Source organism: Polaromonas sp. Polasp52 (genome assembly GCF_059491565.1).
Genome location: NZ_CP168513.1, coordinates 4,841,871 through 4,864,298, shown reverse-complemented (window position 1 = coordinate 4,864,298; position 22,428 = coordinate 4,841,871). Strand labels below are relative to the sequence as shown.

Annotated in this window: 21 protein-coding genes and 2 tRNA genes; 8 read left to right on the top strand and 15 right to left on the bottom strand. The window is 65.4% G+C overall.

Annotation, left to right across the window (positions count from 1 at the left end):
- Nucleotides 1-21: 21 nt before the first annotated feature.
- The 5 genes from ACEN9P_RS22815 (at nt 22) to ACEN9P_RS22795 (ending at nt 6,218) form a co-directional block, all read left to right on the top strand.
- Nucleotides 22-1,167, top strand: coding sequence for a PilT/PilU family type 4a pilus ATPase (locus ACEN9P_RS22815; RefSeq protein WP_477664817.1), 1,146 nt, complete (start codon nt 22-24; stop codon nt 1,165-1,167).
- Nucleotides 1,168-1,482: 315 nt separating this feature from the next.
- Nucleotides 1,483-2,646, top strand: a complete 1,164-nt coding sequence (dapE, locus tag ACEN9P_RS22810) for a succinyl-diaminopimelate desuccinylase (protein ID WP_495620549.1) — start codon at nt 1,483-1,485, stop codon at nt 2,644-2,646.
- Entirely contained in the window at nt 2,643-3,536 is an 894-nt protein-coding gene (gene prmB, locus ACEN9P_RS22805) for a 50S ribosomal protein L3 N(5)-glutamine methyltransferase (protein WP_477664815.1), read from the top strand. Before dapE ends, prmB begins: the two co-directional genes overlap by 4 nt.
- A 103-nt stretch (nt 3,537-3,639) precedes the next feature.
- Nucleotides 3,640-5,646, top strand: coding sequence for an ABC-F family ATP-binding cassette domain-containing protein (locus tag ACEN9P_RS22800; RefSeq protein ID WP_477664814.1), 2,007 nt, complete (start codon nt 3,640-3,642; stop codon nt 5,644-5,646).
- Nucleotides 5,647-5,714: 68 nt separating this feature from the next.
- Entirely contained in the window at nt 5,715-6,218 is a 504-nt protein-coding gene (locus ACEN9P_RS22795; protein WP_477664813.1) for a hypothetical protein, read from the top strand.
- 101 nt (nt 6,219-6,319) lie between these two features.
- Here the strand turns inward: ACEN9P_RS22795 and ACEN9P_RS22790 are convergent.
- From ACEN9P_RS22790 to ACEN9P_RS22750, 9 genes are all read right to left on the bottom strand, one after another.
- Nucleotides 6,320-6,395: transfer RNA gene (locus ACEN9P_RS22790), tRNA-Lys, on the bottom strand.
- 8 nt (nt 6,396-6,403) lie between these two features.
- Nucleotides 6,404-6,479 (bottom strand) — tRNA-Lys (locus ACEN9P_RS22785).
- 104 nt (nt 6,480-6,583) lie between these two features.
- Complete coding sequence (locus ACEN9P_RS22780) at nt 6,584-7,363, bottom strand: tRNA threonylcarbamoyladenosine dehydratase (RefSeq protein ID WP_477663689.1); 780 nt, start codon at nt 7,361-7,363, stop codon at nt 6,584-6,586.
- A 21-nt stretch (nt 7,364-7,384) separates the two neighbouring features.
- Nucleotides 7,385-8,500 carry a YeeE/YedE family protein gene (locus tag ACEN9P_RS22775; RefSeq protein WP_477701033.1) on the bottom strand — a complete coding sequence of 372 codons (1,116 nt, stop codon included), beginning with the start codon at nt 8,498-8,500 and terminating at the stop codon, nt 7,385-7,387.
- A gap of 48 nt (nt 8,501-8,548) precedes the next feature.
- Nucleotides 8,549-9,310 carry a tol-pal system protein YbgF gene (ybgF, locus tag ACEN9P_RS22770; protein WP_495620548.1) on the bottom strand — a complete coding sequence of 254 codons (762 nt, stop codon included), beginning with the start codon at nt 9,308-9,310 and terminating at the stop codon, nt 8,549-8,551.
- Between the two features lie 14 nt (nt 9,311-9,324).
- Entirely contained in the window at nt 9,325-9,858 is a 534-nt protein-coding gene (gene pal / locus ACEN9P_RS22765; RefSeq protein WP_477663686.1) for a peptidoglycan-associated lipoprotein Pal, read from the bottom strand.
- A gap of 74 nt (nt 9,859-9,932) precedes the next feature.
- Nucleotides 9,933-11,222: a Tol-Pal system beta propeller repeat protein TolB gene (gene tolB / locus ACEN9P_RS22760; protein WP_477663685.1), complete on the bottom strand. Its 1,290-nt coding sequence runs from the start codon at nt 11,220-11,222 to the stop codon at nt 9,933-9,935.
- A complete protein-coding gene (locus ACEN9P_RS22755) occupies nt 11,219-12,091 on the bottom strand; it encodes a glycosyltransferase family 2 protein (RefSeq protein ID WP_495620547.1) in 873 nt (290 codons plus the stop codon). The genes tolB and ACEN9P_RS22755 overlap by 4 nt, the downstream gene beginning before the upstream one ends.
- The gene (locus tag ACEN9P_RS22750; RefSeq protein WP_495622220.1) at nt 12,088-12,810 is read right to left on the bottom strand and encodes a glycosyltransferase family 2 protein; all 723 of its coding nucleotides are present in this window, start codon (nt 12,808-12,810) and stop codon (nt 12,088-12,090) included. The genes ACEN9P_RS22755 and ACEN9P_RS22750 overlap by 4 nt, the downstream gene beginning before the upstream one ends.
- A 218-nt stretch (nt 12,811-13,028) precedes the next feature.
- Between ACEN9P_RS22750 and ACEN9P_RS22745 the strand changes: the two genes are divergently transcribed.
- From ACEN9P_RS22745 to ACEN9P_RS22735, 3 genes are read left to right on the top strand one after another with little or no spacing between them, the layout of a single operon-like run.
- Nucleotides 13,029-14,276, top strand: a complete 1,248-nt coding sequence (locus tag ACEN9P_RS22745) for an O-antigen ligase family protein (RefSeq protein ID WP_477701032.1) — start codon at nt 13,029-13,031, stop codon at nt 14,274-14,276.
- Nucleotides 14,273-16,045 carry a lipid A export permease/ATP-binding protein MsbA gene (gene msbA / locus ACEN9P_RS22740; protein WP_495620546.1) on the top strand — a complete coding sequence of 591 codons (1,773 nt, stop codon included), beginning with the start codon at nt 14,273-14,275 and terminating at the stop codon, nt 16,043-16,045. The genes ACEN9P_RS22745 and msbA overlap by 4 nt, the downstream gene beginning before the upstream one ends.
- An 18-nt stretch (nt 16,046-16,063) precedes the next feature.
- Nucleotides 16,064-16,936, top strand: coding sequence for a glycosyltransferase family protein (locus tag ACEN9P_RS22735; protein ID WP_477663680.1), 873 nt, complete (start codon nt 16,064-16,066; stop codon nt 16,934-16,936).
- Between the two features lie 13 nt (nt 16,937-16,949).
- Here the strand turns inward: ACEN9P_RS22735 and ACEN9P_RS22730 are convergent, their stop codons facing one another.
- The 6 genes from ACEN9P_RS22730 to rsfS all read right to left on the bottom strand — a co-directional run bounded on the left by ACEN9P_RS22730 (nt 16,950) and on the right by rsfS (nt 22,419).
- Nucleotides 16,950-18,125, bottom strand: coding sequence for a glycosyltransferase family 4 protein (locus ACEN9P_RS22730; RefSeq protein ID WP_477663679.1), 1,176 nt, complete (start codon nt 18,123-18,125; stop codon nt 16,950-16,952).
- Complete coding sequence (locus ACEN9P_RS22725; RefSeq protein WP_477663678.1) at nt 18,122-18,865, bottom strand: polysaccharide deacetylase family protein; 744 nt, start codon at nt 18,863-18,865, stop codon at nt 18,122-18,124. The genes ACEN9P_RS22730 and ACEN9P_RS22725 overlap by 4 nt, the downstream gene beginning before the upstream one ends.
- A gap of 14 nt (nt 18,866-18,879) precedes the next feature.
- Nucleotides 18,880-20,379, bottom strand: a complete 1,500-nt coding sequence (gene rng, locus ACEN9P_RS22720) for a ribonuclease G (RefSeq protein WP_495620545.1) — start codon at nt 20,377-20,379, stop codon at nt 18,880-18,882.
- Between the two features lie 30 nt (nt 20,380-20,409).
- The gene (locus ACEN9P_RS22715; protein WP_495620544.1) at nt 20,410-21,012 is read right to left on the bottom strand and encodes a Maf family protein; all 603 of its coding nucleotides are present in this window, start codon (nt 21,010-21,012) and stop codon (nt 20,410-20,412) included.
- Nucleotides 21,013-21,139: 127 nt separating this feature from the next.
- Nucleotides 21,140-21,607 carry a 23S rRNA (pseudouridine(1915)-N(3))-methyltransferase RlmH gene (rlmH, locus tag ACEN9P_RS22710; RefSeq protein ID WP_007871802.1) on the bottom strand — a complete coding sequence of 156 codons (468 nt, stop codon included), beginning with the start codon at nt 21,605-21,607 and terminating at the stop codon, nt 21,140-21,142.
- Complete coding sequence (gene rsfS, locus ACEN9P_RS22705; protein ID WP_495620543.1) at nt 21,604-22,419, bottom strand: ribosome silencing factor; 816 nt, start codon at nt 22,417-22,419, stop codon at nt 21,604-21,606. The genes rlmH and rsfS overlap by 4 nt, the downstream gene beginning before the upstream one ends.
- Nucleotides 22,420-22,428 lie beyond the last annotated feature (9 nt).

Below are 22,428 nucleotides of genomic sequence, written 5' to 3'. Positions count from 1 at the left end.
TGAAATGACTGGGAGCGGACTATGAGCACGATGGAAAGAATCCTTCGTTTGATGGCGGACAAAAAGGCGTCGGACGTTTACCTGTCGGCTCATTCGCCCGCCCTGATCAAGATCAACGGCCAGGCCATTCCGATCAATGCGCAAATCCTGCCGCCGGACGCGCCGCGCAACCTGCTGGCCGAGGTGCTGCCGCCCGAGCGTATCGAGGAGATGGAGGAAATCGGCGAGCTCAACATGGCGCTGCCGATTGCCGGCCTGGGCAACTTCCGCATCAGCGCCTTCAGGCAGCGCAGCACCTACGCGGCGGTGATCCGTTTCATCCCCAACGAAATCCCGCCGCTGGACAGCCTGAACGTGCCGCCCATCCTGGCCGACCTGATCATGGAAAAGCGCGGCCTGCTGCTGATGGTGGGCTCCACCGGCGCCGGCAAGAGCACCACGCTGGCCGCGATGATGGACCGCCGCAACGAGATTTCGCTGGGCCACATCCTCACCATCGAGGACCCGGTCGAATTCCTGTTCACCAACAAGAAGTCGGTGGTCAACCAGCGCGAGGTCGGCAGCGACACACAATCGCTGCAGGTGGCGCTCAAAAACGCGCTGCGCCAGGCGCCCGACGTGATCCTGATCGGTGAAATCCGCGACCGGGAAACCATGTCGGCCGCCATTGCCTATGCGCAGTCGGGCCATCTGTGCCTGGCCACCATGCACGCCAACAACAGCTACCAGGCGCTCAACCGTATCCTGAGCTTTTACCCGGTCGAGGTGCGCAGCACCATGCTGGGCGACCTGGCCGCGGCCCTCAAGGCCATCGTCTCGCAGCGCCTGTTGCGCACGCAGGATGGCGGCCGCACGCCGGCGGTGGAAGTCATGCTCAACACCAAGCTGATCGCCGAGCTGATTGAAAAAGGCGACTTCTCCGGTGTCAAGGAAGCCATGGAAAAATCCATGGCCGAGGGCTCGCAGACCTTTGAGCAGGACATCGCCAAGCTGATCGTGGACGGCACTGTCACCCGCAAGGAAGGCATTCTCTACGCCGACTCGCCGACCAACCTGATGTGGCGTCTCGAAAACGACTTCGCCGTCAAGGCCAAGGCCTTGGAGCCTGAAGAAGACCCGGATGACGAACCGTCCTTCACCGAAATCACGCTGGACGTGAAACATTAAAAACACGATGGCGCTCGTCTCTTCGGGCCGACCCGAACCCAGGGCCTGTTAACACTATGTTTGCAAGATGCGTTGCGAGTCAAAAAGGCCTTGAGCAAGGCGCAAAACGCAGGCGGGGTGAACCCCGTCAAGGCTTTGCAACGCCGCACAGGGCCTTTTTGATCGCAACCCGGAGGGAATGGGGTGAAAACAGCGCCACTCCGCGTTGCGCTCCTCACCCAGACTCCCGGTCTGGGATTCGTCGCACGCCTTGATTGGCGCTGTTTTCACCCCATTCGCATTTGTAAACATAGTGTTAACAGGCCCTAAACGACCATGTCCCGAACCCTGCAGCTCACCGAGCAACTGATCGCCCGCCCTTCCGTCACGCCCGACGACGCCGGCTGCCAGGCCCTGCTGATTGAACGCCTGGCGCCGCTGGGCTTCCAGTGCGAAACCATCACCGGCGGCCCTGAAAACTTCCGCGTGACCAACCTCTGGGCCAAGCGCGCGGGCAAGCCGGCGTCCGGCAAAACCCCGGCCAAGACGCTTGTATTTGCCGGCCACACCGACGTTGTGCCCACCGGCCCGCTGGAGCAGTGGCAGAGCCCCCCCTTCACGCCCAGCCACCGCGGCGGCCAGCTGTACGGGCGCGGCGCCGCCGACATGAAAACCTCCATCGCGGCCATGGTGGTGGCGGTCGAAGAGTTCCTGGCCGCCCATCCCGACCCTGCCCTGTCCATCGCCTTCCTGGTCACCAGCGACGAGGAAGGCCCGGCGGTCGACGGCACGGTCATGGTCTGCGAGCAGCTCAAGGCGCGCGGCGAAGTGCTGGACTACTGCATCGTGGGCGAGCCCACCTCGGTCGCCCAGCTGGGCGACATGATCAAGAACGGGCGGCGCGGCACCCTGAGCGGCAAACTCACGGTCAAGGGCGTGCAAGGCCACATCGCCTACCCGCACCTGGCCAGAAACCCCATCCACCTGTTCGCGCCGGCGCTGGCGGAGCTGGTGGCCACCGAATGGGACAAGGGCAACGCCTTCTTCCCGGCCACCAGCTGGCAGGTGTCCAACATCCATGGCGGCACCGGTGCGTCCAACGTGATCCCGGGTGAGCTGGTGGTCGATTTCAACTTCCGCTTCTGCACCGAGTCCACGCCCGAAAGCCTGCAGCAGCGCCTGCAGGCCTTGCTGAGCCGGCACCAGCTCGATTACGACCTCAAATGGACGCTGGGCGGGCTGCCCTTTCTGACCACGCCCGGCACGCTGGTCGAGGCGGTGCGCGGCGCCATCGAGGCCGAAACCGGCCTGCAGACCGAGCTCTCCACCACGGGCGGCACCAGCGACGGCCGTTTCATCGCCAAGATATGCCCACAGGTCATTGAATTCGGCCCGCTCAACGCCACCATCCACAAGATCAATGAGTGTGTACCGGTGAGCTCCCTCGATCCGCTCAAGAACATCTACAAGGGCGTGCTGGATCGGCTGGCCACGGCATGACAAAGGCCGCGACACCCCTGACGGTGCTGGCACTGGTCGAGCAGATGGCGGCCAGGCTGGAGGCCGCGGGCCTGAACTTTTCCAACGGCTTCGGCCAGGGCACGACCAACGCCTTTGACGAAGCCGCCTGGCTGGTGCTGTGGAAGCTGGGCCTGCCGCTGGACGATCTTGATTCGGTCGAAAAACGGCCCGTGACGGCCGCGGAAGAAGCACAGGTCGCCGCGCTGCTGGACGCGCGCATCAGCACGCGCAAGCCGGCTGCCTACCTCACGAAGGAGGCCTGGCTCATGGGCCTGCCTTTTTACGTCGACGAGCGCGTGATCATCCCGCGCTCCCTGATCGCCGAGCTGCTGGCCGACGCCAGCATAGACCCCTGGCTGGGCGAGCACACCCACCGCGTGCTCGACCTGTGCACCGGCAACGGCAGCCTGGCCGTTCTCGCGGCCATCACCTACCCCGACGTGGTCGTGGAAGCCGCCGACATCAGCCTGGACGCCCTGGCCGTGGCCCGCATCAATGTGGACCGCCACCACCTGGACAGCCGCATCACGCTGGTTGAATCGGACGGGCTGGCCGCCTGCGCGGGCGAATACGACCTCATCCTGTGCAATCCGCCCTATGTGAACGCGGCCAGCATGGCCGCCCTGCCCCCCGAATTCCGCGCGGAACCGGGCCTGGCGCTGGCCGGCGGCAGCGACGGCATGGACTTCATTCGAGGCCTGATTCAAAACGCGGCCCGCCATATGAGCGAAAATGCGGTCCTGGTGCTGGAAATCGGCAATGAGCGCGAGAATTTCGAGCGCGCCTTCCCGACGCTTGAACCGCTGTGGTTCGAGACCAGCTCGGGCGCCGACCAGGTTTTGCTGCTGACGCGCGAACAACTGGCCTGAGCCGGCCTGGCGGCCGGCGCGAAGCCCTGGCGCGGCTCTTGCACCGCAAGGGCCAGGCGTGGACACCGCCGCCCGACTACTTTTCCTGAAATTTCACATTTAAATGATTACCCTTAAAAACGTCGTGCTGCGCCGCGGCGCCAAAGTGATTCTGGACAGCGCGTCCGTCACCCTCAACCCCGGTGAAAAAATCGGGCTGGTGGGCCGCAACGGCGCCGGCAAGTCCTCGCTGTTCGCCATGCTCAACGGCACGCTGCACGAGGACGGTGGCGATTTTTCGATTCCCGCGCAGTGGAGCATGGCGCAGGTGGCGCAGGACATGCCCGAGACCGAGCAGAGCGCGACCGCCTTTGTGGTCGAAGGCGATGTGGTGCTGCTGGCCGCGCAGACCGAGGTGGAGGCCTCGGAAGCCAGCGGCGACGGCGACCGCATGGCCCATGCCTATATGGCGCTGTACGACGCCGGCGCGCACGACGCGCAGGCCCGGGCCCAGGCCCTGATCCTCGGCCTGGGCTTCAAGGTCAGCGAGCTCGACAACCCCGTCAACAGCTTCTCCGGCGGCTGGCGCATGCGCCTGCAGCTGGCGCGCGCGCTGATGTGCCCATCCGACCTGCTGCTGCTCGACGAGCCCACCAACCACCTGGACCTGGACGCGCTGGTCTGGCTCGAAGCCTGGCTCAAAAAATACCAGGGCACCATGCTGGTCATCAGCCATGACCGCGAATTCCTCGACGCCGTGACCGACGTGACGGTGCACATCGAAAACGCCAGGCTGACCCGCTACGGCGGCAATTACAGCAAGTTCGAAGACCTGCGTTCCGAGCAGATGGCCTTGCAGCAGACCGCCTTCGCCAAGCAGCAGGACAAGATCGCCCACCTGCAGAAGTTCATCGCGCGCTTCAAGGCCAAGGCCAGCAAGGCCAAGCAGGCGCAAAGCCGCGTCAAGGCGCTGGACCGCATGGAAAAAATCGCGCCTCTGCTGGCCGAGGCCGATTTCACCTTCGAGTTCAAGGAACCGGCCAACCTGCCCAACCCCATGCTGTCGATGCAGAACGCCTTCTTCGGCTATCCGCCGCCCGAAGGCGCACCCGAAGGCACGCCGCCCACGGTCATCGTGCAGAACGTCAGCAAGTCGGTGCTGGCCGGCCAGCGCATAGGCATCCTGGGCGCCAACGGCCAGGGCAAGTCCACGCTGGTCAAGACCGTGGCGCGCGCATTGGCGCCTATTCAAGGAGAGATGACCGAAGGCAAGGGCCTGAACATCGGCTACTTTGCCCAGCAGGAACTCGACGTGCTGCGCCCGGCCGACACGCCGCTGGAGCACATGATCCGCCTCGTCAAGGAAGTCACCGCGGCCGGCAGGATCAGCGGCCAGCAGACGCGCGAGCAGGACCTGCGCGCCTTCCTGGGCATGTTCAATTTCAGCGGCGACATGGTCAAGCAGGCCGTGGGCAGCATGAGCGGCGGCGAAAAAGCCCGCCTGGTGCTGTGCATGATCGTCTGGCAGCGCCCCAACCTGCTGCTGCTCGACGAGCCGACCAACCACCTGGACCTGGCCACGCGCGAGGCGCTGTCGATGGCGCTCAACGAGTTTGAAGGCACGGTGATGCTGGTCAGCCATGACCGCGCACTGCTGCGCGCCGTCTGCGACGAGTTCTGGATGGTCTCGCGCGGCGGCGTCGCGCCCTTTGACGGCGACCTGGACGACTACCAGCGCTACCTGCTCGACGAGGCCAAGCGCCAGCGCGAAGAGGCCAAGAAGGCCGGTGGCGCGGCCCCGGCCGCCAAATCAGAAACACCGGCCGCCGCGCCCGCCGAAAAGAAACCCGTGCCGCGCGACACGCCCGAGCAGCGCAAGCTCGACGCGCAGCGCCGCCAGCAGCAGGCCGAGGCCACCAAGCCGCTGCGCAAGGAGGTCGAAAAAATCGACCAGCGCATGAAGGCGCTCAACACGGAGCGCGACAGCCTGCAGGCCCTGCTGGCCACCACCACCGCGCCGGCCGAGCTGGCCCAGGCCGGCAAGCGCCTCAAGGCCATCGAAGGCGAAATAGGCATGCTGGAAGAACGGTGGCTGGAGCTGACCGAGCAGATCGAGACCGCCGCGGTGTAAAGTGGCTGCAGGCCCCTCGCCTGCAGCCTGTCTGCCCAGGCGGGGCCGTCCTTGAAAGGATTTGATCCATGCCTTCCGCCTTGCACATGGCCGCGGACAACGCGGCACTGTCAGCCGCCGTCAAGCGCAGCCGCAAGCTGCTGAACAAGCGCGCCATGGTCGCGGCCGCGGCCAGCGCCGTGCCGGTGCCCGGCCTCGACTGGATGGTGGACGCGGCCATGCTGTCCCAGCTCATCCCCGAGATCAACAAGGAATTCGGCCTCACGCCGCAGCAGCTCGACCGGCTCGAACCGAAAAAGCGCGACCAGGTACAAAAAGCCGTGGCCCTGGTGGGCTCGGTGCTGATCGGCAAATTCATCAGCCGCGACCTGGTCATCAAGGCCGCCACCAAGATCGGCGTGCGCCTGACGGCCAAGCAGGCCGCCAAATACGTCCCGCTGGCCGGCCAGGTCGTCGCGGCCGCCGTCGGCTACGCGGCGATTCGCTACTTCGGTGAAGAGCACATGAAGGACTGCATACGGGTGGCACGGCAGGCGCAGCTCGACGTGCCGGCGCTGGGCTATCCGGCCTGAATCAAGCTGAGCTGAGCTGAGCTGAGCTGAAGCCGGCCCCCGCGATTTCCCCGCGCAAAAAACAAAAGGACTTGGCCTTTCGGCCAAGTCCTTCTGAAGGATGGTGGGTTCTGACAGATTCGAACTGTCGACCTACGGATTAAGAGTCCGCTGCTCTACCAACTGAGCTAAGAACCCGGAAATTCTGGTGGGACCAGCGGGGGTCGAACCCACGACAAACGGATTAAAAGTCCGCTGCTCTACCAACTGAGCTATGGTCCCGAGTTATATCACAGGGTTTCCCTCGCGACACATTCCGGTATTTGCCACTTCAAGAGCAGCAAAGCCTTGAATTATAGCGCGGTTTTTTAGCGCTCCGCAAAAACTCAGGCGGCAATTTTGTCGAGCGCCCAGCCGGCCGCGCACAGGCCAAAGGTCGAGGTCACGCTCACGACCGACCCGTAGCCGTGGCAGTTCAGGCTGCCGTCGCTTTGGGCCGCGGCAGCGGGCTGCAGCACGGCCTCGCGGCTGAACACGCAGGCCACGCCCATCTTGCCTTTGCGCGCCGCGCCGTGCTCCTTGCGCAGGCGGTAGCGCAGTTGCGCCAGCAAGGGGTCGTGCGTGACCAGCGACAGGTCGTCGATGTCCACGCGGTGCGCCAGCCGCTTGCCGCCCGCCGCGCCCACACTGACGAAGTTGACTTTGTTGGCAATGGCCCAGGCGGCCATGGCGGTCTTGGCTTTCACCTGGTCGCAGGCGTCGATCACGGCCAGTTGCTTGCGCTCGAACCCGTCCTCGAGGCCCAGAATGCCCGGCCAGTTGGCGGCGTCGACGAATTCCTCGATACCGTCGACGCGGCAGCCTGGATGGATTTGCGCGATGCGTTCACGCATGGCCTGCACCTTGGCCTGCCCCAGGGTGCTGTCCAGCGCATGGACCTGGCGGTTGATATTGGATTCGGCGATGTGGTCCAGGTCTATCAGGGTCAGCCGGGCCACGCCGCTGCGGGCCGCGGCTTCGGCCGCCCAGGAGCCCACGCCGCCCAGGCCCACAACCACGATGTGCGCCTGGCGTATGCGCTGCGCGCCCGCCGCGCCGTAAAGGCGTGCCAGGCCGCCGAAGCGGCGCTCCAGGTCGGCGGGGAGTTCTTCGATCAGGGAAGTCATGGCCGTGAAGCTATGCGGGCCTCAGGCCTGGCGCTCAAGCCGCCAGATCTGGTATTTCAAGCCCGCCACGCAGCCCGCGAGTATGGCCGCCAGCGCCACAAAACTCGTGAAGCTCAGGGTCGAGATGCCCGACAGGCCCTGCCCCACGGTGCAGCCCATGGCGCAGACACCGCCCACGCCCATCAGCGTGGCGCCCACCAGGTGGTTGGCCGTGTCTTCCGCGTCGCGAAAGCCTTCCCAGCGGAAGCTGCGCGACAGCAGCGCATAAATGGCCGAGCCCGCCACCACGCCGAACACCGACACAATGCCCAGCGTGAGCACCTTGCTCTTGTCGCTGAAGAACATCAGCCAGTCCACGGTGTAGGCCACCGGCGAGACAAAACTCAGCGCCTCGGCCCGGCCCGAGTTGGTGGCCAGAAAAGCCTCCTGCAAGGTCTCGGGGTGTTCGGCCACATAACCCAGGTGCCCGCTGACCCACCACATGGCAGCGATGACGCCGCCTATGCCCAGGCCCGCGAGCAGGCTGTCGAAGCGGCGGAAATCCTCGCTGAACAAGGCCCAGACGATCAGGCCCAGGCCTATGAGGATGGCCAGGCCTATGCCGGCCGCGGCCGGCGTGATGCCGATGGCGCCGGCCACCCAGTTCGGGAGAGTTGCATTGCCAGTGAAATCAATCGCGACCTTGTCGACGGTGGCCACGCGGACCACGGCGGTGATGCCCTTGAGCGTGGCGAAGGCCGCGATACCCATCACGGCAAACACCACCACGGACTTGAGGCTGCCGCCGCCTATGCGCACCAGGGTCTTGCTGCCGCAACCCGAAGCCAGCACCATGCCGAAACCGAACATCGCGCCGCCCACCAGGGCCGAGAGCCAGATAAAGCGGTTGGAGGCGTAAAGCGTCTTGGCAGGGTCTATGACGCCGGCGGCTGCCATGGTGAAGAAGCCGATCATCGCAACGCCTATGGCCATGCCCCACATGCGCATGCGCGTCCAGTCGCCCATGTTCACGATGTCGCTGACGGCGCCCATGGTGCAGAAGTGGGTGCGCTGGGCAATCGCGCCAAAAACCATGGCCAGAATGAAACCGGCCCAGAGAACCTGGGCCGTGAGACTGTTGAGTGCGGAGATGTCCATCGCCTGATTTTAGGGGCGAATGAACCTGTACTCCTGGAAGTGTCCCCGCTACTTCAGCTTGGCCAGCCGCTCCTTGGCGACGGAAGCCGCTTCGGCTTGGGGATAAGCCTTGACCAGGTCTTCCAGCGTCTTGCGGGCCGACTTGACGTCCTTGAGTTCCACCTGGCAGTTGGCCATCGAAAGCATGGCTTCCGGCGCGCGCATATGGTCGGGTTCAGCCGTCACCAGCGAGCGGAAATTGGTCACCGCATCACGGTAGTTGCGCAGGGCGTACTGCGCATTGCCGAGCCAGAACAGGGACGAAGCCCGGTAGCCGGTCTGCGGATAGCGCTTGAGGAAAGCCAGGAAACCAGTCTGCGCGCCGGCAAAGTCGCCCTTGCGCAGCGTGGCCAGCGCGGTTTCGAACTCCTGCCTTTCGGCCGGGTCGGCGACAAACTCCTTGCCGTCCACGTTGACCTTGCCCGGCTCGAACTTGCGCAGGCGCTCATCCACACCCGTCGTCAGGTCCTTCTGGGTGCGCTGCATCTCGGCCAGGTTGCGCGTGAGGTTCTCGTTCTGCCCGCGCATGGTGGCGAGTTCATTGCGCAAGGCTTCGATCTGGTTGGACAGGTCCAGCAGGCTGCGGCGCAGCTGGGCATTGTCCTCGGTGGTCCTGCGCAGCTCTTCGGCCGTGCGGGTTTGCGCCGCATCGACTTTCTGGCGCAAATCGAGGATCGCCCGGCGAGCCTCGTCGTCTTCAAACAGCCCCGCATGCGCGTTGAACGCCAGCAGGCCGGCCGCGAGGATCGCGGCGATCCGGAAGGTCTTCACGGTCGGCACCCGGCTTAGCGGTAGCTCAGTTCAGCGCGGCGATTCTTCGCCATGGCTTCCTCGTCGGTGCCCGGCACCGCGGGTTTTTCCTTGCCGAAGCTCACGGCCTCGACCTGCGCATCGGCCACGCCCAGCAGGCCCAGCGCGCGGCGCACGGCCTCGGCGCGTTTCTGGCCCAGGGCCAGGTTGTACTCGCGGCCGCCGCGCTCGTCGGTGTGGCCTTCGATGGCCATCTTGCGGCCCTTGTTGGCGGTCAGGTACTTGGCATGGGCCTCGATCACGCCCTGGAACTCGGGCTTGACCACATAGCTGTCGAAATCAAAGTAGATGACCTTGGCCACATTGGCCGGGCCCGCGAGCGACGCATCGGCGCCTTCCACCTGCACCGGCTGCACACCGCGGCCGCTGGCGCCCGACGGGTCGCCTTGTGTGGCCTGGCCCGTGCGGTCTTCGACGGGAACGTCATTGAGCTTGACGCCGGAGCCGCAGGCCGTCAGCGTGGCCGCCAGGACCAGGGAGGAGATGATGGAAAAAATTCTGCGTTTCATGAAGTACCTCTACAAAAAATAAAAATGGGCCGGATCGAAAACGGTGGCTTGAAGCGCCTGCCTGGCGCTGTGGATCAACGCTGGAAGGGTCCCCAATCGGGCTCCCGGATATCGCCGCTGGCGCCGGACAGCTTGGCTTTGATCTTGCCGTCCAGCGTGGTGGTCATCAGCGCTTCCCTGCCCTGCTGGTGGGTCGCGTAGACGATCAGGCGGCTGTTGGGCGCGAAGCTCGGGCTCTCGTCGGCCGAAGTTTCGGTGATTGGAGTGACGGTCCCCGTCGCAAGTTCCATGACGTGCAGCTTGAAGGCGCCACCCACCCGGGAGATGTAGGCCAGCCAGCGCCCGTCGGGGCTGATCGCGGGGGAGATGTTGTAGCTCCCGGTAAAGGTCACGCGCTCGGCATTGCCGCCGTTCGGGCTCATGCGGTAGATCTGCGGCGCGCCGCCGCGGTCGCTGACGAAGTAGATATAGCGCCCGTCGGGCGAGAAAGCAGGCTCGGTGTCTATGCTGGAAGACTGGGTCAGCCGCTTGGGGTCGCCGCCATTGAGGCCTATGGCGTAGAGCTGCGAGCCGCCGTCGCGGCTCAGCGTCGCCACCAGTTGTTTGCCGTCCGGCGACCAGGCCGGCGCGCTGTTGGAGCCGCGGAAGTTGGCCAGCAGGCGCCGCTTGCCGCTGGCCACGTCGTGGGCGTAGATCACCGGCTTGCGCGATTCAAACGACACATAGGCCAGCTGCGCGCCGTTGGGCGACCAGGCCGGCGAGATGATGGGCTCCGGGCTGGTCAGGGCCGACTGCGCGCCCTCCCCGTCGGAGTCGGCCACCCAGAGGTTGTACTTTTGCGCCGCCTTGGTCACATAGGCGATGCGCGTCGAAAAAATGCCCTTTTCACCGGTCAGTTTTTCATAGACAAAATCAGAGATGCGGTGCGCCGACAGGCGCAGGTCGGCCGGGCCCACGGTGTAGCTCTGCCCGCCCAGGTCCTGGCCGCGCACGATGTCCCACAGGCGCAGGCGCACGTCGTAGCGGCCGTCGGCCAGCAAGCTCACGCTGCCCGTGACCATGGAGTCCGCGCCCTTTTGCCGCCAGGCCGTCAGGTCCGGGCGGGTGTTCTCGTCGGCGGTGACGCCGGTGGTGTCGACCGGGCGGAACATGCCGCTGCGCTCGAGGTCGGCCCGCACGATGGCGCCGATTTTTTGCGGCGCCTGCGCGTCCCCGCGAAACGCGGCGACGGCAATGGGCAATTGGGTCAGGCCGACACCGGACACCTCGACGCGAAATTGCGCCAAAGCCGGCAGGACAGGGAAAGCGCCGGCCGCCAGCAGGCTGACGAGGGTGCGGCGGCGTAGAAAAGGTGCAATGCTCATAGGGAAGGGTTGAATCCGTTCAGGGGAGTTATTTTGACGGTGGATTTGACGCCGGGGGAAGAATCAAGTTCACGAAGCCCTTTGTCGGCCAGGACCACATCGGTTTTCATGCGCTCAAGCACCCTTTTTTTGTTGATGGACTCCTGATCGCGCGGGTTCTCGCGGTGCCAGAGGTGAAAGACTTCGGTGCCCATGAAACCGTTTTTGCGGTGAATGCCCAGGTGGTGAAGCCTGAGCACGAGGTCGGCATCTTCGTGCCCCCAGCCTTCGAAGGTTTCATCAAATCCGTTGACATCGGCAAAGTCCGCGCGCCAGACGCCCAGGTTGCAGCTGCGTATGCCATGCCAGTGAAAGTCTGGTTTTACCCTGAATAAACGCCGCGGCCAGGGGAGCAGGTGCAATAATTTGTTGCTGCCCCCCGAGAGCCGTGCCCCCAGCCAGAACCATACAGGACGGCTGGGCAGGTCGATAGCGCCATTGACGACAGCTTCTGTCAGACGTTGGCTGACAAGCACCCGGCTGCCGTTCACAAAGCAGCCTTTTTCAGCAAGCCGCGTGTGCGCGGCCACAAACGCCTTGTTGGGCACGCAGTCGCCGTCCAGAAAGACCAGGTAGTCGCCCGTGGCCTGGCTGGCCCCGAGGTTGCGCGCCCGCGCCGCGGTAAAACCCACGTCGGGGTGCCAGATGTGGCGGGCCGGGCACTTGAACGCGGGGCATTGCTCGAGCAGCATTCGCACCTGTTCGGGCCGCGAGCCGTCGTCGGCCACCAGCACCTCATGGCCTTCACCGCACTGCGCAGCCAGCGACCGCAACACGGCCAGCAAGGCATCCATGCGGTTGTAGGTCAGGACGATAAAGCTGATCTTCATCGCCCGCCCGGCGCTCCCTTGGCGCCCCGCTGCAGCAGCCACAGCTTCAGGTAGCGGTAATAGGTGCCCTCGGCGTTGGAGACGGCCAGCACCAGGCCCATCCTGCCGTCGAGGAAACCCAGGCGCAGAAAGTAGGTGCGGATGAAAGCCCACAGGCCGTGCCCTATGGCCTTGCCGACCGAGGCTGTTTTGCCCTTGCCCTGCAGGCTCTGCGCGCCCGCCGTGGAATAACGGTTGGCCTTGTCCAGGACCGCCTCGAAGTTGCGGAAACTCTCGTGCAGCAGCTCGGAGCGCAGCTGGCCGACCGGCCCCTGGGCCAGCACTTTTTCATGCACCAGGTCCTCGCTGAAGCGGGCCGCCGTGCGGCGGAACAGCCGGGTGACCCGGTCCGGGTACCAGCCCGAATGGCGCATGTACTGCCCGCAATAGCTCGAGAGCCGGGGAAAGGAATACACATCGAAGGCCGGGGCCCGCAGGCAGGCCAGGATTTCCAGCTGCAGCTCGGGCGTCACCCGCTCGTCGGCGTCCAGGGACAGCACCCAGTCCGAGGTGGCCAGCGCCAGCGCCCGATTCTTCTGGATGCCGAAGCCCTGCCAGTCAGGGCTGGCGCTGACTTCGGCGCCCAGGGATCGGGCGATCTGCACGGTGTTGTCGGTACTGCCGGAATCGAGCACCACGACCTGGTCCGCGAAGCTCACGGAGCGAAGGCAGGCCTCCATGTTGTGGGCCTCGTTGTGGGTGATGACTGTGACGGACAAGCTTGCCAACGAATGCCTTTGCAATGAGGTGAAGAAGGAAACCGCCCAGGATTTTGCCAGTGAAACCGGCCCCGCTTGACGCGCTGACAGCATAGCAGAGCCCCCCGGCATGCAAGGCCTTGGCCGGAAACGGAATCGCCGATAATGCGGGGCAACCCCTACGGCAACCCCAGACCATTTTGCGAACAAAAACAATCAATTTCCGGCTCGCCATCATCTGCCTGGCGGCGGCTTCCGTGGGGTTGTCCATCGCCATCATCAGCATCGCCAAGCTGTTCTTGCTGGCCTGCTTCCTGGCCTTCCCCTTGCTCGCCAGGAATCTGCCGAAGAACGGCGCCTCCCTGACAAAAACCTGGACGCCGGCGGCCGTGCTGCTCGTGCTGGTGGCGTTTGCGCTAAGCCTGCTCTGGACGGTCGCGCCGCAAAAGGAGGCCCTTGGCTCGCTCGCCAAGTACGGCAAACTCGCCATCATCATCGCCATGATGGCCCTGATCCGAGACCGCCGCGAGGCGAGCTGCGCCCTGGCCGCATTTGCGCTTGCACAGTTGCTGGTGGTTGCCAGTTCGTGGCTGCTTTTTGCCCACCTGCCGGTAGCCTGGGCCAGTTCCCGTACGACGCTGAGCCACTACACCGTCTTTTCCGGCTACCTCGACCAGGGCATCATGAGCGCCGTATTCGCCGCGGTGTGCTGGCATTTGCGGGGCATGGTGCCTGGCCGCTACGGGCCGCAAGCCGCCACCGTGGTGGCGCTGGCCTCCCTGGCCAACGTGTTCTTCGTGCTGGCCGGCCGCAGCGGCCAGGCGGTCGGCGTCACCCTGCTGTCCCTGGCCATCATGTGGCAGCTTCCCAAAAAATACCGCATCGCCGCGGTGGCCCTGCCCTTTGTGCTGATGCTGGTGCTGTTTGCGAGCTCCCCGACGATGCGGGAAAGGCTCACGCTGCTCAAGACCGAAGTGCAAGCCTATTCGCCGCAGCAGGACACCAACACTTCATCGGGCGTGCGGCTGACGTTCTGGCGGACCGCCGCCCAGCTTATCGTTCAAAAGCCGCTTGTGGGCGCGGGCATAGGCAGCTGGAGCACCGAATACAACCGGATGGAGCGCCAGAAAAATCCGGCCCACAGCGATATAGAACCCAACGGCAACCCGCACCAGGAATACCTGCTCTGGGGCGTGCAGCTCGGCGTTCCCGGCCTGCTGCTGATCGCCGGCTTCATGCTCTCGGTGCTGCGCGACACCCTGAAGATGGAAATACCCCACGCCCGGGCCGCGCAATCCGCCCTGCTGGCGCTGGCTGTGGCCTGCCTGTTCAATTCCACCCTTTACGACGGCCTGATCGGCGATTTTTTCTGCGTCCTGATCGGCCTGCTGCTGGCATTGGGACTGAGCAAACCCGCCGTGCCGCCCCCACCCCAACACGCAACGTGAGCTCTTCCACCGATAACCAAGCCCCCGCCGCGGCCGCCAGGCTGAGCCTGTGGCGCCGCCTCGCGCGGGTCTGGCCCTACTTCAGCGGCTCGCGCACGGGCTGGGCACTGGCCGTGGGCGCGACCATCGTCGCCTCGGCCACCGAACCCTTTGTGCCGGCCCTGCTCAAGCCGCTGCTGGACCGCGGCTTCCAGAAGGGCGCGCTGGACCTCTGGCTGGTGCCGGTGACCCTGATCCTGCTGTTCGCCGTGCGCGGCATCTCCGGTTTTGTGGCGCAGTACGCGCTGGCCAAGGTCACCAACGAGGGCCTGCAGTCGCTGCGCCGCGCCATGTTCGGCAAGCTGCTGAGTTCGCGCCTGTCGCTGTTCGCGGACCAGTCCTCCAGCGCTCTCGCCAACACCGTGGTCTACGAGGTGTTCAACGGCTCGTCGATGATGATCAACGCGGTCATGAAGCTGGCGCGCGACGTGCTCACGCTGGCGGCGCTGGTGGCCTACCTGCTGTTCCTCAACTGGAAGCTGATGCTCATCGTCTCCCTGCTGTTCCCGGCGGTCGCGCTGGTGATCCAGCTGCTGACGCGGCGCCTGTACCGCCTGACCCGCGAAAGCCAGGTGGCCACCGACAACCTGGCCTACGTCGTGGAAGAAAACGTGCTGGCCCACCGCGACGTGCGCCTGCACGGCGCGCAGGCCGGCCAGGCTTCCCGCTTCGAGGCGCTGAGCAACACGCTGCGCCGCCTGTCCATCAAATCCACCGTCGCCTATGCCGGCATGAGCGCCATCACCCAGGTGCTGGCCGCCATGGCCCTGTCGGCGGTCATCTCCATCGCCCTGCTCCAGGGCTCGGAAAACACCACCACGGTGGGCGGCTTCGTGGCCTTTGTGACGGCCATGCTGCTGCTGATCGCCCCCATCAAAAGCCTGTCCGACGGCGCCACGCCCATCACGCGCGGCCTGGCGGCGCTGGAGCGCGGGCTGGACCTGGTCGACTTGGTCGAGGACGAAAGCAGCGGCGGCTTCGCCCAGGCCAGGGCCGCCGGGGACATCGAATTGTCCGGCGTGAGCGTGGTCTACAAGCCGGATGCGCCGCCGGCGCTGGACCAGGTGAGCCTCTCGATACGCGCCGGCGAAACCGTGGCCCTGGTGGGATCATCCGGCTCCGGCAAGACCACCCTGGCCAGCCTGCTGCCGCGCTTTGTCGACTACAGCGCCGGCAGCATCAAGCTGGACGGCACCGAGCTGCGGGACTGGAACCTGGCCTCCCTGCGCTCGCAGTTCGCCTTCGTGAGCCAGCACGTCGTCATGTTCAACAACAGCATGGCCTTCAACGTCGCGCTGGGCCAGTCCTTTGACCGCGACAAAGTTGTGCGCTGCCTGGCCGCGGCCAACCTGGGCCAGCTGCTCGAGGAATTGCCGCAAGGCATAGACACGGTGCTGGGCCACAACGCCATGCAGCTGTCCGGCGGCCAGCGCCAACGCCTGGCGATTGCCCGGGCGCTGTACAAGGACGCGCCCGTGCTGATCCTCGACGAAGCCACCTCGGCCCTGGACACCGAATCGGAAAAAGCCGTGCAGGAGGCCATACAGCGGCTGGCCGCGGGCCGCACCTCGCTGATCATCGCCCACCGGCTGTCCACCATCCAGCACGCCGACCGCATCATCATGATGAACGCCGGCCGCATCGTCGAGCAGGGCAGCCATGCCGAGCTGCTCCAGAATAACGGCGCCTACGCCCACCTTTACCGCCTGGGCTTCCAGGGCGCCGCCTAGAACAACGGAATCCTATCGATGCCAGTCTCCATCAGCGGCTTTACCTTTATTCGCAACGGCGTGGGCCTGGGCTTTCCCTTTGAGGCCTCGATACGCTCCCTGCTGCCCCTGGTCGATGAATTCGTCGTGGCCGTGGGCAAAGGCGAGGACGACACGCTGGAGCGCGTCAGGGCCATCCAGGACCCGAAAATCCGCATCATCGAGACCCTGTGGAACGAGCGCATGGCCGACCGCGGTTTTGTCTATGCCCAGCAAAAAATGATCGCGCAGTACTCATGCACCGGCGACTGGGCTTTTTACCTGGAAGGCGATGAAGTCGTGCATGAGGGTGAACTGGCCGCCATACGCGCCAGCGTCGAGCGCCATCACAACAACCCGGCCGTCGAGGCGCTGGTCTTTGACTACCTCCACTTTTACGGCTCGCCCGACTGGATCTCCATCAGCCCCGGCTGGTACCGCCGCGAATGCCGTTTGATCCGCAACACCATACGCAGCTACGCGCCCGACGGCCAGTACTGGCTGGTCACCACCCGGCACAAGCGCGGGCGCAACCCGCAGGCCGCGCTGGCCAACGCCCACATCTACCACTACGGCTGGATACGCCGCAACGAGGAAATGCAGAAAAAACTGGACCAGGTCAGCAAGTACTGGGGCGAAGCCCGGGCCGCGCAGATCACCTACAGCCAGTTTGACCGCCGTGCCCTCGCCCCTTTCACCGGCACCCACCCCGAGGCGGTGAAGCAATGGCTGGCAACGGAAGCCGAGCCGGTGCTCAACATAGATCCGGCCTACAAACCCACGCCCAAGGAAAACAAGTACCACTTCATGCGCCAGGTGGAGACGCTGACCGGGCTGGACTTCAGCCGCAAGCACTTCAAGCTCGTCGCCTGAAGCCGTACGCCATTCAGCGCGGCGAACCCTTGGCCGCGACGGCTGAAAAATACAACGCCTCCTGCTGCAGCGCGATTTCGCGCCACTGGTAGCGCTCGGCAAAGGCCACGGCGCCGCGCGACAAGCTTTCCCGCAGCGCCGGCTGGCCCAGCAAGTCCCCCAGCACCCGCGCCAGCTCGCCCGCGTCGCGCGGGTCATCGAGCAAGAGCGCATTGGCGCCCTGCGCCAGCAGCCCGGCAATGCCGCAGTAACGGGCCCCGCTGACCACCACCGGCAGGCCGTGGGCCATGGCCTCCAGCACCACCATCGCAAACGTGTCCTCGAAGGTGGGATGCACCAGGGCATCGGCCGCCTCGTAGGCCGGGCCCACGTCCTTGAGCGCGCCCAGGAAGGCCACGCGCGCGCCCAGCTTCAGCGTATCGGCGATCGCGCGGAATTCCGCGATGTGGGCCGGGTTGCCCACCACCGCCAGCACCACCTCGCCCGGCAACTGGGCCAGGGCCCGCAGCAGGCCCTCCAGGCCCTTCTTGCGGTAATCGTTGCCGACAAACAGCAGGCAGGTGCCCGCGGCCGGCAAACCCAGCTTGGCCCTCGCCTCGCTTTTGCGGCTAGCGCTGATGGGCAGCTGCGGCATCGTGATGCCCGGCGTCACCACCGACAGCGCGGCACGGCTGGCCGGGTAGGCGGCCTCCATGATGGGACGCAGGCTTTCGGAAGTCACCACCACCTGCCGGCCCGGCTGGGGCGCATAACGCGCACGCTCCAGCCCCAGGTAGGCCAGCAGGCGCGGGCTGGTCACGACCTTGATCCAGCGCAGGACACGGCGCACACCGCGGCGCCCCTGGAACAAGCTGTGCTTGACGGGCAGCACGTGCACCGTCTGCACCTCGCCATGCCAGGTGTTTTCGTGGGAATGCACGATGTCGAAGCCGCTTCGCGTCGCCCACCAGCTGGCCGTGGCAAACCACAGCTGGTTGATCCAGCGCGGCTTGCGCAGCGGGGCCGAAACCTTGTGGTACGTCACGCCCGGCCACTGGTGGTCGATTTCCTGCGCGAACACATGTACTTCGTGCCGGTCCGACAGCTGCTCGACCAGGGCGATGGAATAACGCTCCGCGCCGCCGCCCGTCGGCGAGAAAGTCCGGTTGAAAACGGCGATGCGCAGTTTCCGGGGCAATGGCTGGCTCATTTTTTCCGGCGGTCTTCGTAGGCCGTGGCGACCTTGAGCCAGAACACCGGCAAGGTGGTCGAGCGCAGCACCGGCACCCGCGGCAACCGCAGCAGGTCCATGCCTTCATGGCAGCGGCTGCGCTGGGTGGTGGTGGCAGTGGCAAAGCCCAGCGTCCGCGCCATTTCCACATGGCCGGCATTGAAGTGGCCAAAGGGATAGCAAAAATGCGCCACCGCACTGCCCGTGACGGCCTCCAGCCCGCTTTTGCCCAGCACCATTTCCTCGACACAGCCTGCTTCGTCGGTTTCCAGCAGGTTGGCGTGGCTGTGGGTGTGCGAGCCTATCTCCTGCCCGCCGGCCACCCACTGGCGGATCTCGCCCTCGTCCATCAGCGGCGTCTGGGGGATGCCGATACGCTCGTCCCAGATGTTGGTCCTGCCCAGCAGCCCGCCGACCGCGTAGCAGGTGGACGAAAACCCGTGTTTCACCAGCACCGGCAGCGCATGGGTCAGGTTGTTGCGGTAGCCGTCGTCAAAGGTGATGCCCACCACCTTGCCGCTGCGCTCGCCGCGCAAATAAGGCATCAGGCCGCCCATGGACAGGCCCGTGTAGCCCAGGCGCTTGAGCCAGGCCATTTGCCGCGCGAAAGCCGCGGGCGCCACATAGAGCCCGCGAAACGGGCTGCTGCCCTTGGGCGGGGCCTCGGCGATCTGGTGGTAGACCAGGATGGGAATGGGTTGGCGGTTCAGGGTCGGCATGAAGAAAGAAAAAATCAGAGCAGGACGATGTCGTATTGCTCCTGCGCCATCGCGGCCTCGGCCTGCAGGGAAATCGGCTTGCGGATGAAATCGCTGAGGCTGGCCAGGTGCTGGCTTTCCTCGTCGAGGAAAAGCTCTATCACCTTGGGCGAGGCCACCACCCGGAATTCGCGCGGGTTGAACTGGCGCGCCTCGCGCAGGATTTCGCGCAGGATGTCGTAAGTCACGCTGCGCGCGGTCTTGACCACGCCCTTGCCCATGCAGGCGCTGCAGGGCTCGCAGAGCTGGTGCGCCAGCGATTCGCGCGTGCGCTTGCGCGTCATCTCCAGCAGGCCCAGCGCCGAAAAACCGTTGACCGTGGTCTTGATGCGATCGCGCGCCAGCTGCTTCTGGAATTCGGCCAGCACCGCCTCGCGGTGGTTCTCCTTGATCATGTCGATGAAGTCGACGATCACGATGCCGCCCAGGTTGCGCAGCCTGAGCTGGCGCGCAATGGCCTGCGAGGCTTCCAGGTTGGTCTTGAAGATCGTGTCGTCGAAATTGCGCGCGCCGACAAAACCGCCGGTGTTCACGTCCACCGTGGTCAGCGCCTCGGTCTGGTCGATGATCAGGTAGCCGCCCGACTTGAGGTCCACACGCCGGCCCAGGGCCTTGGCGATTTCCTCGTCGATGTTGAAGAGGTCGAAGATCGGCCGCTCGCCGCCGTAGTGCTGCAGCTTCTGCTCGGTGGCCGGCATGAATTCCGCGGCGAAGGTCCTGAGCTTGTCGAACTGCTCGCGCGAGTCTATGCGTATGGTCTGCGTGCCCTCCACCACCAGGTCGCGCAGCACGCGCTGCAGCAGGTTCAGGTCCTGGTGCAGCACCGAGGCCGGTGGCATGCGCAGCGAGGCGTCCTTGATGCGCGCCCAGGTCTTGCGCAGGTAGGTGATGTCCTCGGCCAGCTCGGCGTCCGTCGCGTCTTCGCCGTTGGTGCGCAGGATGAAGCCGCCGCCCATGTCGCCGGCCAGGGCTTGCACGCGCTGGCGCAGCTCCTCGCGCTGGCGGGGTGGTATTTTCTGCGAGACGCCGATGTGGTTGTCCTGCGGCAGGAACACCAGCAGGCGGCCGGCGATGCTGATCTGCGCCGTCAGGCGCGCGCCCTTGCTGCCTATCGGGTCCTTGAGGACCTGCACCATCACCGCCTGGCCCTCAAAGAGCTGCTTTTCGATAGGCTGCAGCGAAGCCATGGCCGGCGACGTGAGGCCGCCGGCGGCCTGTGCGTCGCTGTCGGCATGGCGGCTGTTGATGCTGCTCATGAGGTCGGCCACGTGCAGAAAGGCCGCGCGGTCCAGGCCGATGTCGATAAAGGCCGACTGCATGCCGGGCAGCACGCGGGCGACCTTGCCCAGGTAGACATTGCCGACCAGGCCGCGTTCCAGGGTGCGTTCGACGTGAAGCTCCTGCACCGCGCCGTGCTCGACCACCGCCACCCGGGTTTCCTGGGGCGACCAGTTGATCAGGATGTCTTGTTGCATGGGGGTCCTGAAAAGTGTGGGGTTCGAAGGCTAGAAGCGAATACCGGCGGCTTTCAGCAAAAGCGCCGTTTCCCTCAGCGGAAGCCCCATGATGCCACTGTAGCTGCCGTCTATGCGGCTGATGTGCTGGGCCACCCTGCCCTGCACCGCATAGGCGCCGGCCTTGCCCATGGGCTCGCCGCTGGCGACGTAGCTGCGGACCTCGGCGGGCGTCAGTTCGTCGAAACTGACCTTCGAGTTGCTCAGCGCCTCGAAGCGGCGTCGCCCGGCCTGCACGGCCACAGCCGTCAGCACGCGGTGCGTGCCGCCCGAGAGCTCGCGCAGCATGCGGGCCGCGTCTTTTGCGTCGTCCGGCTTGCCGTAAATCAACCGCCCCATGGCCACCGTGGTGTCCGAGCAGAGTATGGGCGCCGGCGGCAGCTTGCGCCGCTTCATGCGGGCGACTGCCGCATCGAGCTTGAGGCCGGTGACGCGCCGGACATAGGCCGCAGGCGCTTCGTTTTTGAGCACCGCTTCCAGCGACTCGGCATCTTCACCGGCGTCCGGCAGCAGGAGCTCGTGGCGTACGCCGAGCTGCTCCAGCAGTTGCCGCCGCCTCGGGCTTTGGGAGGCGAGGTAGATAAATTCAGCCATACAAGAGCTTATTCAGGTATTCGGGTATTCAGACCAGCAGGGGCCGCGGAACCGGCTTTGCCGGGCCGCAGGCGCAGCGCCCCCTCGGGGGGCAGCGCAGTACGCGAAGCGACAAGCGTGGGGGCCATTATTCGCGATGATAAGGATGGTTAATCGTGATGCTCCAGGCCCGGTAAAGCTGCTCAATGAGCAGCACACGCACCATGGCATGGGGCAAGGTCAGGTCCGACAGGCGCAGCCGCTCGTGCGCGGCCTGCTTGAAGCCGGCGTCCAGCCCGTCGGGCCCGCCTATCACGATGGCCACGTCGTCGCCCGACAGCTGCCAGGCTTTCAGCCTTTCGGCCAGGGCCACGGTGGTGACGGCCGTGCCGCGTTCATCGAGCGCCACGACACGGGTGCCGCGCGCGATGCTGGCTTCTATGCGGCCGCGCTCGGCGGACAGCAGGTTGTCCAGGGTCTTGGAGGCGCGCGGCTCGGTCTTGACGGCCTTGAGCTCGACCTTGATTTCCGGCGGAAAGCGTTTGGCGTAGTCCTCATAGGCCGTCTGCGCCCAGTCGGGCACCTTCTGGCCTACGGCTACGATCGTCAGCCTCATTTGCTCCGGGGAGCGGTTTTCCTGGTGGCGGGTTTTTTGGCCGCGGTCTTGGCGGCTGTTTTGGCCGCCGTCTTGCGCGCGGCGACCTTTTTGGGTGCCGGCACCTTGATGATGGGCGTCTTCACCGCGGGCTTGGCGGCCGGTTTGCCGGTCGCGGCCTTGGCGCCGGCGCGGGCCGGTTTGGCGGCGGGTTCGGCCGCCGTCGCGGTCGCATTGCGCTTGGCGGTCCAGTCGTTGCTCTTGCCGACCCGGCCCACATAGCTGGAGTCAGCGGTTTTGGCGGGCGCCTTGGCCGGTGCTTTTGCCGCGGATTTGGCCGCGGTCTTGGCGCCCGGCTTGGTTGCCGTTTTGGCGCCGGCGCGGCTTGCCTTGGGCTTGGCCTCGGGCTCGGCGTCGGCTTTGGACGCCTTCACCAGCGGCGCGGGCGCGCCCAGTTTGAGCTTGATGGGCTTGTCGCCCCAGATTTCTTCGAGGTGGTAGTACTGGCGTATGGCCGGCTGCATGATGTGCGCCACGGCGGCGCCGCAGTCGACGATGATCCATTCGCCGTTGTCTTCGCCCTCGATGCGCGGCTTGGCGAAACCCGCATCACGCACCGCATCGCGCACGCTGGCGGCCAGCGCCTTGGTCTGGCGGTTGGAGCTGCCCGACGCCACGATCACACGTTCGAACAGCGAGGTGATGTGCTCGGTGTCGAAGACCTGGATGTCCTGCGCCTTGACGTCCTCCAGGCCATCGATGATGGCGCGCTGCAATTTCTGCACATCCTTTTTGTCGGCGGCGGCGGAGGTTTTGGCGGTGGTGGAGGTCATGCAGTGATG

Coding starts and splice junctions, on each gene's coding strand:
- ACEN9P_RS22815 (WP_477664817.1), top strand. CDS start 22: ATGAGCACGATGGAAAGAATCCTTCGTTTGATGGCGGACAAAAAGGCG.
- dapE (WP_495620549.1), top strand. CDS start 1,483: ATGTCCCGAACCCTGCAGCTCACCGAGCAACTGATCGCCCGCCCTTCC.
- prmB (WP_477664815.1), top strand. CDS start 2,643: ATGACAAAGGCCGCGACACCCCTGACGGTGCTGGCACTGGTCGAGCAG.
- ACEN9P_RS22800 (WP_477664814.1), top strand. CDS start 3,640: ATGATTACCCTTAAAAACGTCGTGCTGCGCCGCGGCGCCAAAGTGATT.
- ACEN9P_RS22795 (WP_477664813.1), top strand. CDS start 5,715: ATGCCTTCCGCCTTGCACATGGCCGCGGACAACGCGGCACTGTCAGCC.
- ACEN9P_RS22780 (WP_477663689.1), bottom strand. CDS start 7,363: ATGACTTCCCTGATCGAAGAACTCCCCGCCGACCTGGAGCGCCGCTTC.
- ACEN9P_RS22775 (WP_477701033.1), bottom strand. CDS start 8,500: ATGGACATCTCCGCACTCAACAGTCTCACGGCCCAGGTTCTCTGGGCC.
- pal (WP_477663686.1), bottom strand. CDS start 9,858: ATGAAACGCAGAATTTTTTCCATCATCTCCTCCCTGGTCCTGGCGGCC.
- tolB (WP_477663685.1), bottom strand. CDS start 11,222: ATGAGCATTGCACCTTTTCTACGCCGCCGCACCCTCGTCAGCCTGCTG.
- ACEN9P_RS22755 (WP_495620547.1), bottom strand. CDS start 12,091: ATGAAGATCAGCTTTATCGTCCTGACCTACAACCGCATGGATGCCTTG.
- ACEN9P_RS22750 (WP_495622220.1), bottom strand. CDS start 12,810: ATGGAGGCCTGCCTTCGCTCCGTGAGCTTCGCGGACCAGGTCGTGGTG.
- ACEN9P_RS22735 (WP_477663680.1), top strand. CDS start 16,064: ATGCCAGTCTCCATCAGCGGCTTTACCTTTATTCGCAACGGCGTGGGC.
- ACEN9P_RS22730 (WP_477663679.1), bottom strand. CDS start 18,125: ATGAGCCAGCCATTGCCCCGGAAACTGCGCATCGCCGTTTTCAACCGG.
- ACEN9P_RS22725 (WP_477663678.1), bottom strand. CDS start 18,865: ATGCCGACCCTGAACCGCCAACCCATTCCCATCCTGGTCTACCACCAG.
- rng (WP_495620545.1), bottom strand. CDS start 20,379: ATGCAACAAGACATCCTGATCAACTGGTCGCCCCAGGAAACCCGGGTG.
- ACEN9P_RS22715 (WP_495620544.1), bottom strand. CDS start 21,012: ATGGCTGAATTTATCTACCTCGCCTCCCAAAGCCCGAGGCGGCGGCAA.
- rlmH (WP_007871802.1), bottom strand. CDS start 21,607: ATGAGGCTGACGATCGTAGCCGTAGGCCAGAAGGTGCCCGACTGGGCG.
- rsfS (WP_495620543.1), bottom strand. CDS start 22,419: ATGACCTCCACCACCGCCAAAACCTCCGCCGCCGCCGACAAAAAGGAT.